We start from the raw sequence: 11,411 nt of genomic DNA, 5'->3' as shown, positions 1-11,411 counted from the left end.
GCTCACAACGACGCGGCCAGCACGCCGACGAAGCTGAAGCCAAGCGCGGCAAGCAGGCCCGGCGCCGAGGCGCTGGTCGACGCACCCTCGGTGTAGCGCAGCACCAGGTAACCGGCGGCCGACAGGCCCGCCAGCGCGGCCAGCATCGGTGGTGCGTCCGACACCACCAGCGCCTCGGCGCCGGGCCTGCTTGCCGCGCTTGGCTTCAGCTTCGTCGGCGTGCTGGCCGCGTCGTTCCCGTTCGAGCTGCCGTGGCTGCCGCTGCTGGCCCCGCTTGCGGTGTTCGGGATCTACGTGCTCGCCACCCGCCCGTACTACCGGGCGGGTGAGGGCAAGCTGGAGATCAGTTCCAGATCCTGACCCGTCGCTGCGGTTCCAGGTAGAGGGCGTCGTCCTCGGTCACCTCGAACGCTTCATAGAACGCGTCCATGTTGCGGACCACGCCGTTGCAGCGGAACTCCGGCGGCGAATGCGGGTCGATGGCCAACCGTCGGATCGTCTCCGCCTCACGGGATTTCGTGCGCCACACCTGTGCCCAGCCGAAGAACACCCGCTGCACGCCGGTGAGGCCGTCGATGACTGGGGCAGGCTCGCCATTCAGCGACAGCTCATAGGCCAGCAAGGCGATGGACAGGCCGCCGAGATCGCCGATGTTCTCACCGACGGTGAAGGCGCCGTTCACATGGTGCCCGTTACTGAGGCCACGGGGCACGTATTCCTCGTACTGCTCGATCAATCTCTTTGTGCGGGCGCCGAACTCGGCGCGGTCCTCGTCGGTCCACCAGTCCACCAGGTTGCCGTCGCCGTCGTACTTGGCGCCCTGATCGTCGAAGCCGTGCCCGATCTCGTGGCCGATCACCGCGCCGATTCCGCCATAGTTGGCGGCGTCGTCAGCCTCGGCATCGAAGAACGGCGGCTGCAGAATGGCTGCGGGGAACACGATCTCGTTCATGCCGGGGTTGTAGTAGGCGTTCACGGTCTGCGGCGTCATGAACCACTCGTCGCGGTCGACGGGGCCGCCCAGCTTGGCCAGCTCCCGCGCGGAGCTGACGGCGTGGCCGCGGCGGTAATTGCCGTACAGGTCGTCGCGCTCGATGACAAGCGTCGAATAGTCGCGCCACTTCGGTGGGTAGCCGATCTTCGGGGTGAACTTGTCCAGCTTGGCCAGCGCGCGTTGCCGCGTCTGCGGGGTCATCCACTCGAGCTGGTTGATGCTGACGCGGTAGGCCTCACGCAGGTTGGCCACCAGTTCGTCCATGCGGGCCTTCGCGCCGGGCGGGAAGTGCCGCTCGACGTAGAGCTTGCCCAGCGCGTCGCCCATCAGGTTCTCCACCACCGAAACGCCGCGCTTCCACCGCTCGCGGATGGACTCGGTGCCGCTGAGCCTGCGGCCGTAGAACTCGAAGTCCTCGGCGACGAGCTCATCGGTGAGCAGGAACGCGCGTGCGTGGATCAGCCGCCAGCGCGCCCACCGCTTCCAGTCCTCGAGATCCTCGCCGGCCCAGAGTGCGGCGAACGCCGTGAGGTAATCGGGTTGGCGTACGACGACTTCGGCGGCGGTATCGGGTGTGGTGCCCATCGCGGTGATCCAGCCGTCCCAGTCGAAGCCGGGCGCCTCCTGCGGCAGGTCGGCGAATTTGCGCAAGTTGTAGGTGAGATCGGCATCACGTCGCTTCACGACGTCCCAGTGCGCGGCGGCGAGCTTGGTCTCCAGCGCGACGATCCGCTCGGCGGTGGCCTGCCATTCGCCCGCCTGCGGCTCTTCGCCGTACACCAGCCCGAACATCGCGGCGATGTGGTGCGGGTAGGCGGCCAGAATCTCGGCGTGCTGCTCGTCGCGGTAATACGACTCGTCGGGCAGGCCGAGCCCGGACTGCGTCAGGTGCAGCAGATAGCGGGTGGAGTCCTTGGAATCGGTGTCGATGTAGGCGCCCGCGCCGCCGCCGACGCCGTGGTGCGCAAGATCGCCGAGCACCGCGGCGAGCGCGTCGGCGTCGGACGCGGCGTCGATGCTCTCCAGCTCGTCGAGCAACGGCTGCACGCCGCGCCGCTGGACCGTCGCCTCGTCCATGAAGCTGGCGAACAGGTCCCCGATCCGCTGCTGGTCGGTGCCCTTCTCGGCACCGGCCGCCGCCTCGGTGTTGGATGTCGCCGCCGTTGCGGCTCCGGCGATCAGGTCGCGGATCTGCTCCTCCGCGCGGTCGTACAGCGAGCGGAAAGCGCCGTCGGTGGCCCGGTCGGCCGGGATGGTGTACTCGGCCAGCCAGCGGCCGTTCACGTGTCCGAACAGGTCATCTTGCGGGCGGGCCTGCGGGTCGACGTAGCTCAGGTCGATGCCTGACTTGATCGTCGCCTCCGCTCCGCCGCGGGTCGCTTCTACCGTCACCCCACCAGGTTGCCAGAAGCCGCGGATTGGGCGTGGATTGTCGCGCTCAGCGCAACTGTGCACGCCGAAATCGCGGTTGGGTACCCTCACGCCCATGCCTGACGACGAGCTCACCGACGACGAGCGCGCCGCCGCCGACGGACGAGTCTTCTCCGGCTTCGGGATCGGATCGGCGGCCCTTGGCCTGCTCTCGGTGGCGGCGATCGTCCTCGCGGTGATCATCTGGTCGGGCCATCGCTCCGACGTCGACGAGCGGCGCTACCAGACCGAGGTCCTCAGAGCGGCCGGCGACTGGACCACCGTCCTGATCAACATGAACGCCGGCGACATCGATGCGAGCCTGCAGAAGCTGCACGATGGCACGGTCGGTGAGCTCAACAACGACTTCGAGTCGGCCCTCGAGCCGTACAAGAAGGTCGTCCTGACCCTCAAGTCGCGGACCAGGGGCCAGGTCGACTCGGTCGCGGTCGAATCGATCTACCACCGGCCGCAGACCCTTCCCGACGGAAGGCCCGCGCCCGCGCCGACCCCGCAGCCGGCGCTCGCCGAGATGATCCGCCGAACCGACACCGTCATGGTGGTCGCCACGTCGATCACCGACAACGTCGGCGGACAGCCGAAAACCCTGCGGTGGAACCTTCGGCTGGACGTCTCCGACGTCGACGGCAAGCTGCTGATCTCGCGGCTGGAGAAGGTCCAATGAGAAACCGCTTCCGGGTGCTGGCGTTCGACGTCGCCGCGCCGCTGGCCGCGATCGCCGGTCTGGTCTACATCGGAATCGTCTTCGCGTGGCCGCTGTGGTGGGTGGCCGCGGTGTCGGCGCTGTGCCTGCTGATCGTCGAGGGCGTCATCGTCAACATCGCGCTGGCGCGCCGTGACGGCGTGACGGTCGGCACCGACGACGATGCGCCGGGCCTGCGGTTGGTCGTCGTCGGTCTGGCCACGGCGGCGTTGGTCGCCGCGGTGGTGCTCGGCTACACCCGGTGGACGGTGCCCGACCGAAATCTGCGCGAGGACAGGGCCGAGGTGGCGGGCATCGCCAGCAGCGTCGCCGAGGCCAGCGCGACGTTCACACCGTCGAGTCCGACGGCGGCCATCGACCGGGCGGCGGCATTGATGACACCCGACCGCGCCGACAAGTACAGAAACGAATTCTCGTCCATCGCAAAGCAATTGACGGCAAAGAACGTCACTGCGACGGCAAGCACGATGTCGGCTGGTGTGGAAGCCATCGGCCCGCGCGACGCCAGCGTGGCGGTGATGATGCGCGGCACCCAGAACGTTCCGGGTCAGCCGCCCGACACCGCGGTCCTGGCGTTACGGATCACGCTGTCGAAGGACGGCGGACGTTGGCTCGTCGACGACGTGGCCCCGATCAATTCGCGCTGAGCATGCGGGCGTAGTCGACCTTCAGGCAGCGGTCCATCACGACGTTCAGGCCCGCCGCCTCGCCGTCGCGCTCTATCTGCTCGTCCCATAGCCCCGATTGCAGCCACAGCGTCTTCGCGCCGACCGCTATCGCCTCATCGAGCACCTCACGCAGATGGTCTTGTCGCCGGAACACGTCGACGAGGTCGGGCACCACAGGCAGGGCCGCCAGGTTCGGGTACGTCGGGGTGCCGTCGACCTCGTCGATGGTGGGGTTGACGAGGTACAGCTCGTAGTCGCTCGCGGATTCGAGGTAGCGCCACACGCCGTAGACGGCGCGCATCTTATTGGCGGACGCGCCCACGATGGCGACGGTTCGGGTATCACGCAGGATGCGGTCGATATCGGCGGCCATGGCTACCGGTATACCCGCGAATCACTGACCGGGTCGCTGCGCCTTCATCTTGGCGAAGCGGTCCGACAGCCGGCTCATGCGCACCATCAGCGATGCGGGTGGGCTCGTTGTGCCTTCGAGATAACCGGCGAGTTCCGCACCGGGCACGCCGATGCGGGACGCGAACTCCGTCGGTTTGAGGCCGGAGCGCTGTAGCAGGACCCGAATCTGACGGGCCACCTCAGCGCGCTCGTTGTCCTCGAGATTAGCCCGGGTGCGGGTCAGCACTTCCGACAGTGCCTTGGACACTCCATACGGCCGAGTCGACTCCAACACCTCCTCGACTTGGCGCGCCGTCCTGCCGAACGGGTCGCGCTTGACGGCGGTAGCGATGCGCTGCCACACCGTCAGGTCGTCGGTTTCCAATGCCTCGCGGATGGCGGCCGTCGACCAGAACTCCACCGGCTTGTCGGTGTCGATCGAAGGCGGCCGCGGCCGCTTCGGGGCGCCCGTCGGTATGCGGGCGGTGGCAGCCTCAGAACGCGAGGCAGCACCAGGCCGTGCGGCCCGGATATCAGGAGCCACCGTCACCTCGCCTCCTCCAGCATCGCAACCGCCACTGACAGACACCGCTCCCTGACCTTGGCCCATTGTGCCTCGGCTTCCGGGCCCGACATCGGGATATCGAACTCATCCGATGGATGTGGATCGGCCAGTCGGCGTACCAACTGTGTGGCCACCCATTGCTTCCTGGATGGTTCCCCACAGTAGTAGCGGTCCATTCCGGCCAGCACCACAGCGGCTGTTTGAGTCTCCATGGAGTCGACCAAATCGGCAAACTCAGCGAAGTCTTTTGTGCTGTTGCGGCACATGATCAAATAGCTCTTCAACCGCAGCGTCTCGGCGCCGGTCGGAATCGAAAGCCGATCACCAGTGGGCAGTTGGACGTTTGTGGTCTCCATCGGACTGTTGCGTTCGACGGGCGGCCGCTCGGTTTCGGCCTCGGTCTCCAGTGCGTCCAGCGCCACCGACAACCGGCCGCGCCACATCGTCACGGGATGCACCGGTCGCGGGCCGCGCCGCACCTTGACCGTCTTGCCGGTGGCCGTGCCGTGGGAGTGACCGTTGGCAGGACCGTTGGCGGGACCGTTGTCGTGGCCGTTCGTGACACTTGTGCTGACGTACTCCGAGCTGCGGACCGGCAGGCAGCCGCTGAACGCCAGCGGGTCGGCAACCGTGATCGTATGCGGCGCCATGCTTTTGAGCTTGGCCGCCGACTTCACCACGTTGCGAATATCGATGCCGGATGCGGCCAGTGTCGAGATGTCGTCGGGGATGATGACCAGATCGCCGATGTCGGCCTTGGGCAGCGGCTTCTCGAAGTCCACCGACGGCAGGATGCGGTCCAGCCAGCGGGGCAGCCACCAGTTCCATTCGTCGAACATCGCCATCAGCGCGGGCACCAGGACCAAGCGCACGATCGTGGCGTCTACGGCGATGGCCACCGCGCACGCGACGCCGAGCTGGGCGACCAGCGGCATGCCTGCGAACGCGAAGCCGATGAACACCGCGATCATGATCAGCGCCGCGCTGGTGATGGTGCGGGCGCTGGTGCTCACGCCGTAGGCGACCGCGTCGCGGGTGTTGTTGGTCTGCAGGAACCGTTCGCGGATCCGGGTCAGCAGGAAGATCTCGTAGTCCATCGACAGGCCGAAGGTCATAGCCAGTACGAGCGGCGGGATCGTGCTGTCCAGCGACGAGATGGGCTGGAATCCGAGATCGGCGAACCATCCCCATTGGAAGACGACGACGAGGCTGCCGTAGGCCGCGGCCACCGACAGCACCGTCATCAGCACGCCCTTGAACGCCAGGAACACCGACCGGATGGACACCAGCAGCATCACGAACGCGATCAGCGCGACGAAGCCGAACACCGCCGGCTGCGTCTTGGCCACCCGGTCGTCGAAGTCCTTGATCAACGCGGTCGGGCCACCGACGGCGATGCTCGCCTGGTTGCCGACCACCGGCGGCAGCTGCGCCCGCATCCAGTCGACGGCATCACGGGCGGCCATGTCCTCCGGGTCCACCGACAGCACCGCCGAGAGCAACGCGCTGCGGTAATCGTTGCCGAACACCGCCGGCTGCACCGTAACGACGTTGGGCGCCTGCGACATTCGCTGCTGCACTTGCTGCAGCAGCGGTTCCTTGGCCGGCGCCGAGGCGGCGCTGCCGTCGGGGAACGTCACCAGCACGCGGACGGGGCCCAGCGCGCCGGGGCCGAGCGCGTCGGCCGCGGCGTTCACGCCCCCGCGGATTTCATGCGTCGGGTCGAACTGCCGCTGCATGCTGTTGCCCAGCACCATCGAGAACGCCGGCGCGGCCAACGCCAGCAGAACCACGGTGGCGCCCAGCGCCGACGCCCACGGGCGACGCATCACCCAGCCCGTCCACCGCGTCCAGAACCGCGACTGGGTGGTCTCGGGCCGTCGAGACCAGTGCAGCAGCCACGATCGCTTCGCCGCGGCCCGCCCGAATGTCGCCAGCACCGCGGGCGTCAGCGTCGTCGAGGTGAGCACCGCGACGGCGACGGCGAGGATCGCTCCGGTCGCCATTGACACCAGGACCGGCGTGTGGATCAGGTAGATGCCTGTCACCGACGCGATGACCGTCAGACCGGACAGCACAACCGCCAGCCCCGAGGTCGCCATCGCCGCGTCGGCGGCCTGCTCGGGTTCGCGGCCTGCCCGCAGTTCCTCGCGGAACCGCATGAGGATGAACAGTGAGTAGTCGATGGCGAGCGCGATCCCGAACATCGACACCGTCGACGTCACGAACACCGACATCGTGGTGACCATCGACAGCAGATAGACCACGCCCATGGTGACCGCGACCGTGCAGATGCCCAGCACCAGCGGCATGGCGGCGGCCGCCAGGGAGCCGAACACCGCGAGCAAGACAATCAGGACGATCGGAAGGTTCCACTGCTCGGCCTGGGCGATGTCGTGTTTGGTGGCCGCGGTCGCGGCGGCGCCTAGCGCTCCCTGACCGATGACGTACAGCTTGACCTTGCCGTCCTGGGCCTCGCCGGGCTGGTCACCGTTGATGCCAACTTTCTGACGCAGCTGTTTGGCGACGTCGACCGCCCCGCTGTTGTTGAAGTCCAGCTTCAGGGTGACGACGTAGGGCCGGTCCGGCTGCGGGGGCGGCTGTTGCGGGTTGGGCACCACCTTGACGCTGGGCACGTCGGCTGCGACCCGTTCCAGGTGCGCGACCGCGGCATCCATATCGGCGAACGAGGCGTCGGCACGCGGAGCGGCAACCAGCGCCAACGGCGACGCGCCCTGGTCGGGAAACTGCTGTTCGAGCACCTCCTGCACGTACAGCGACTGTGAGCCGGCCACCTCGAATCCACCGCCGGTGAGGCGGTCCGATTGGTTCATGCCGAGGTACACCGCAGGCACGAGGAGAAGTAGCCACACGACGAACACCGCCCAGCGCAATCTGCGCAGGCCACTGCTCAAGCGCATCATGAACTGCTGGATGGTTGTCCCGCTTTCTCCCCGCCCCGCCTTACGTAGCCCGAGGATATATCAGCCTGGGCTGCGACGATGGGGCCTCAGGAAGGCCTTAACCGGCTCTCACCAGCTGTTGTGATTCCTGCGGTGCCTCGCCCGAGGCGTACCCGCAACCTGTCGCTGCGCTGTGGATTCGGTTGCTGAATTGGCCTGACCTCCACCGCGATGGCAAGATGGCCGCAGCCGTTTGCGAGGCGCACGCTGCCCGCAAATCTCAAGGAGTTGTTCATGACCAGGACCCGTGCCTACGCCCGCCGCGGATTGTTCGCCGCGTTCGCTTGCGTCGCAGCGTGCGGGGCGACGACGGCAGCGTTGTCGGGAACATCGCCGTCGGCGACGGCCGCCTCGGATCCGTGCGCTGCCAGTCAGGTGGCGAAGACCATTGGCTCGGTGGCCAACTCGACGGGCTCGTATCTCGACACCCACCCGCAGACCAATCAGGCGCTGACAACGATCTCGCAGCAACAGGGCGGCCCCCAGTCGCTCGCCGCGCTGAAGTCCTACTTCGACGCCAACCCGCAGGCCGCAAAGGACATGCAGGCGCTGCAGCGGCCGCTGACCGATCTGGCGGGCCAGTGCAAGCTGCCGGTGACGATTCCGCAGGTGCTCGGCCTGATGCAGTCCGCGCAGCAGAGCAGCGGGGCGGGTTTGCCGGGATCGCTGCAAGGTGCGCAGTCGGTCGCGGTGCCGAGTTCGGCTTCGCCAGCGCAGTCCTCACCTGCATCGGCCGCCGTCCAGGGCGCGGGACCGCTACCCGGACCGGTCCCCGTAGCTACGCGGTAGTTCATGAGGCGGCTGCTCGACATCCCCGAGATGTCCGCTAGTCACCAGGGTCGTGGCGGCAAATCGCCCCAAGCCAGTGTTCACGATCAGCTCGCTTGAACCGCAAGCTTCAGACAGCAATTCGGGCCACGTTCGCTAGGAGCGGCGGTAATATCCGCCCATGTCAGTCGGCGGTCGTCCTCGCACCGCACACCGACATCACGCCTCAAGATCGCTGCGCCAGTTATTGACGTCGAAGAAACTGGTGAGCGCTGACCCGTGGGACGATTGCATTCGCGACGCGTCGGCGTTGGTCATCGCCGAGCAGCGTCACGGCGTTCGCCCGACGTTCTTTGATGTTTCGGCCGCTTGCCGGGTCATCTACGGCGAAGCGGATCGCGGCGTGGACCGTGACGAACAGAACTGGACCGATTTTCGGCCGCGACGCCCGTGGGGGCCGCCGGCCGGATTCCTGATGACTGAACCGGTGGAGTTGGGGGCCGGATGGAGCGGCGTAATCGGGCGCTTCCGCTGACACGTGGCCAACTGGAGATTTGGCTTGCGCAGGCAATGCGGCAGCTCGGTACGGAGTGGCAGGTCGGCCTGTTCGTGGAAATCGCCGGGCGCGTGGACAAGGACGCTCTTGCCTGGGCGATCAATCGGGCCGTAACGGAGGCCGAACCGCTCCGGGCTGCCTTCGTCGAGGTGGATGGTCAGGTTGTGCAAGAGGCGATCGATTATCCGAACATCGAGGTGGCGTTTCACGATCTGCGCGATGCGACCGATCCGCTGCAGGAGGCTCGCGGGCTCGCCTCATCCATTCAACGGGCACCGATGCCCCTGACAGGGCCGCTATTCAGATTCGCGCTCTTCCAGACGCGCCGCGACGAATTCTGTTTGTTTGCTTGCGCACACCACATCGTCGTTGACGGATCCGGCATTGCGCTGATCGGACAGCGGGTCGCTTCTGTTTACTCTGCGGTCGTTTCCGGGACGCCCATTCCTGCCGGCGTTCTCGGCTCATTGCAAGCATTGTTGGACTGCGAGTCGGCGTATGAGGCGTCCAGTGACTATGCGGACGATGAGGCCTATTGGGCGGAGAACCGTCCTGCCGACAGCGATCCGCCTGCTGTGTTACCCGACGCCGCGGACGAAGGTGACCCGTATCAGTCATCTGAGCCGGTGCGGTTTGACCCGGTGATCCTAGGCCGGGTCGATGAGTTCTGCCGCGCGAGGGAGCTGCCTCGCTCCTCGGTGATCACCGCGGCGTGCGCGCTGTTGGTGCGCGGGTTGTGCGCCGGGGGCTCCGAGGTGGTGCTGGACTTCACGGTCAGCAGGCGCGTCAGTCCGGAGTCCAGAACGATTCCCGGAATGGTCGCCGGAGCGGTGCCGCTGACGTTACGGGTTTCGCCGGCAGGCACCGTCGCCAGCTTTTGTGAGCATGTGGACACTCGAATTCGAGAAGCGTTGGAGCATCAGCGGTTTCCGCGGCACCTAATTGAACGCAGAGCTCGACTGCATGGTCCGGGGCGGGCAGTCGACAACGCCAGGGTGACCGTCAACTTCCTTCCATCCCGGTTCGGCTTGCCGTTCGGCGGGGCCACGGCATCGGCCGTATTGACCAACGGCGGCGTCGTCGGGTTCGGGCTGTTCTTCTCGAGCGCCGGTGATGAGCTTTTCCTCAGCACGGCGGGCGCGGGCCAACCTTGGGCGAGTTTCGGCGTTTCCGATTTGGCGCATCGGTTGGAGCGGGTGTTGGTGGCGTTGACCGCTGATCCATCGCGGCGGGTGTCGTCGATCGATGTGCTTGGTGGGGATGAGCGTGCTCGGTTGGATGAGATCGGCAACCGCGTGATGTCGACTCTGCCGGCGCCGGCGGTGTCGATTCCGGAGGCGTTCTGCGTGCAGGTGGCGCGCGCGCCGGAGGCGGTCGCGGTGTCGTGTGAGGGTTGCTCGATGACGTATCGCGAGCTTGATGAGGCGGCGAACCGGTTGGCGCATTTGTTGGTGGATCAGGGTGTGGGTCCGGGTGAGTGTGTGGCGCTGCTGTTTTCGCGGTCGATGGAGGCGGTTGTCGCGATTGTGGCGGTGCTCAAGACCGGGGCGGCGTATGTGCCGATGGATCCGGTGGTGCCTGATGCGCGCATTGAGTTCATGGTCACTGATTCCAGGCCGGTTTTGGCGGTCACCAGCGCTGGGCTGGTGGGGCGGTTGGCTGGGTGCGGGTTGCCGGTGATCGATGTGGCCGATGCGCGGGTTGATGGTTACCCGGCCACCGCGGTGGTTGGGCCGGCGCCTGATGATGTGGCTCATGTGATCTATACGTCGGGCACGACCGGGGTTCCCAAGGCGGTGGCGGTGACCCACCGCAATGTGACGGGGTTGTTGCTGGCGCCGGGGGTGGCGTTGATGGCTGGGCGGGTGTGGTCGCAGTGTCATTCGTATGCCTTCGACTTCTCGGTGTGGGAGATCTGGGGTGCGTTGTTGCATGGGGGCCGGTTGGTGGTGGTGCCAGAAGCGGTGACGGCCTCTGGGGAGGCGTTGGCGGCGTTGTTGGTCGCTGAGCGCGTTGATGTGTTGAGCCAGACTCCTTCGGCGCTGGGGATGGTGTCGGTTGAGGGGTTGGAGTCGGTGGCGGTGATGGTGGGCGGTGAGGCTTGTCCGGCGGAGTTGGTGGATCGGTGGGCGCCGGGTCGGGTGATGGTCAACGGTTACGGCCCGACCGAGACCACGGTGTATGCGGCGATCAGCGCTCCGCTGGCGGCGGGGTCGGGGGTGGTGCCGATCGGTGCGCCGGTGCCCGGGGCGACGTTGTTTGTGCTGGACGGGTGGTTGGGTGCGGTTCCGGTGGGTGTGGTCGGCGAGTTGTATGTGGCTGGTGGCGGTGTGGGGTGCGGGTATTGGCGCCGTGCTTCTTTGACGGCGT

The 11,411-nt window shown here is 66.8% G+C and carries 10 protein-coding genes and 1 pseudogene; 6 read left to right on the top strand and 5 right to left on the bottom strand.

Annotated features, from left to right (window positions below):
* Nucleotides 1-2: 2 nt before the first annotated feature.
* Nucleotides 3-164 carry a hypothetical protein gene (locus tag A5651_RS25540; RefSeq protein ID WP_156663080.1) on the bottom strand — a complete coding sequence of 54 codons (162 nt, stop codon included), beginning with the start codon at nt 162-164 and terminating at the stop codon, nt 3-5.
* Nucleotides 165-180: 16 nt separating this feature from the next.
* Here A5651_RS25540 and A5651_RS25535 point away from each other — a divergent pair.
* Nucleotides 181-360, top strand: a pseudogene (locus A5651_RS25535) (hypothetical protein); the annotation flags it as partial.
* Here the strand turns inward: A5651_RS25535 and A5651_RS19885 are convergent.
* The gene (locus A5651_RS19885) at nt 344-2,347 is read right to left on the bottom strand and encodes a M13 family metallopeptidase (protein ID WP_231988756.1); all 2,004 of its coding nucleotides are present in this window, start codon (nt 2,345-2,347) and stop codon (nt 344-346) included. The pseudogene A5651_RS25535 and the gene A5651_RS19885 overlap by 17 nt on opposite strands.
* 133 nt (nt 2,348-2,480) lie before the next feature.
* Here A5651_RS19885 and A5651_RS19880 point away from each other — a divergent pair, with 133 nt between their 5' ends.
* Both A5651_RS19880 and A5651_RS19875 read left to right on the top strand, forming a co-directional pair.
* Complete coding sequence (locus A5651_RS19880) at nt 2,481-3,089, top strand: hypothetical protein (RefSeq protein WP_066984849.1); 609 nt, start codon at nt 2,481-2,483, stop codon at nt 3,087-3,089.
* Nucleotides 3,086-3,775: a hypothetical protein gene (locus tag A5651_RS19875; protein ID WP_066984847.1), complete on the top strand. Its 690-nt coding sequence runs from the start codon at nt 3,086-3,088 to the stop codon at nt 3,773-3,775. The genes A5651_RS19880 and A5651_RS19875 overlap by 4 nt, the downstream gene beginning before the upstream one ends.
* On the opposite strand, the gene A5651_RS19870 is transcribed toward A5651_RS19875, so the two are convergent.
* The 3 genes from A5651_RS19870 to A5651_RS19860 are packed head-to-tail and all read right to left on the bottom strand — an operon-like array spanning nt 3,762 to nt 7,678.
* Nucleotides 3,762-4,169, bottom strand: coding sequence for a CoA-binding protein (locus A5651_RS19870; protein ID WP_066984844.1), 408 nt, complete (start codon nt 4,167-4,169; stop codon nt 3,762-3,764). The two genes, A5651_RS19875 and A5651_RS19870, sit on opposite strands and share 14 nt — an antisense overlap.
* Before the next feature lie 21 nt (nt 4,170-4,190).
* Nucleotides 4,191-4,739: a helix-turn-helix domain-containing protein gene (locus tag A5651_RS19865; RefSeq protein ID WP_369803978.1), complete on the bottom strand. Its 549-nt coding sequence runs from the start codon at nt 4,737-4,739 to the stop codon at nt 4,191-4,193.
* Nucleotides 4,736-7,678 carry an MMPL family transporter gene (locus A5651_RS19860; RefSeq protein ID WP_066984841.1) on the bottom strand — a complete coding sequence of 981 codons (2,943 nt, stop codon included), beginning with the start codon at nt 7,676-7,678 and terminating at the stop codon, nt 4,736-4,738. Before A5651_RS19860 ends, A5651_RS19865 begins: the two co-directional genes overlap by 4 nt.
* A gap of 273 nt (nt 7,679-7,951) precedes the next feature.
* Here A5651_RS19860 and A5651_RS19855 point away from each other — a divergent pair, with 273 nt between their 5' ends.
* From A5651_RS19855 to A5651_RS19845, 3 genes are all read left to right on the top strand, one after another.
* Nucleotides 7,952-8,506 (top strand): hemophore, encoded by a 555-nt coding sequence (locus A5651_RS19855; protein ID WP_066984852.1) that lies wholly within the window; start codon nt 7,952-7,954, stop codon nt 8,504-8,506.
* A 244-nt stretch (nt 8,507-8,750) separates the two neighbouring features.
* Complete coding sequence (locus A5651_RS19850; protein ID WP_066984839.1) at nt 8,751-9,020, top strand: hypothetical protein; 270 nt, start codon at nt 8,751-8,753, stop codon at nt 9,018-9,020.
* On the top strand, nt 8,990-11,411 hold a 2,422-nt coding region (locus A5651_RS19845), incomplete at its 3' end, for an AMP-binding protein (RefSeq protein ID WP_156663079.1). The genes A5651_RS19850 and A5651_RS19845, both read left to right, overlap by 31 nt.

The sequence above is a fragment of the Mycobacterium sp. 1274761.0 genome (assembly GCF_001668615.1).
Taxonomy (GTDB): Bacteria; Actinomycetota; Actinomycetes; order Mycobacteriales; family Mycobacteriaceae; genus Mycobacterium.
This window is presented reverse-complemented; position numbering and strand designations above follow the sequence as displayed.

Bases quoted from the DNA above. Each gene is read 5' to 3' on its own strand.
- A5651_RS19880 (WP_066984849.1), top strand. From the start codon at position 2,481: ATGCCTGACGACGAGCTCACCGACGACGAGCGCGCCGCCGCCGACGGA.
- A5651_RS19875 (WP_066984847.1), top strand. From the start codon at position 3,086: ATGAGAAACCGCTTCCGGGTGCTGGCGTTCGACGTCGCCGCGCCGCTG.
- A5651_RS19870 (WP_066984844.1), bottom strand. From the start codon at position 4,169: ATGGCCGCCGATATCGACCGCATCCTGCGTGATACCCGAACCGTCGCC.
- A5651_RS19860 (WP_066984841.1), bottom strand. From the start codon at position 7,678: ATGATGCGCTTGAGCAGTGGCCTGCGCAGATTGCGCTGGGCGGTGTTC.
- A5651_RS19855 (WP_066984852.1), top strand. From the start codon at position 7,952: ATGACCAGGACCCGTGCCTACGCCCGCCGCGGATTGTTCGCCGCGTTC.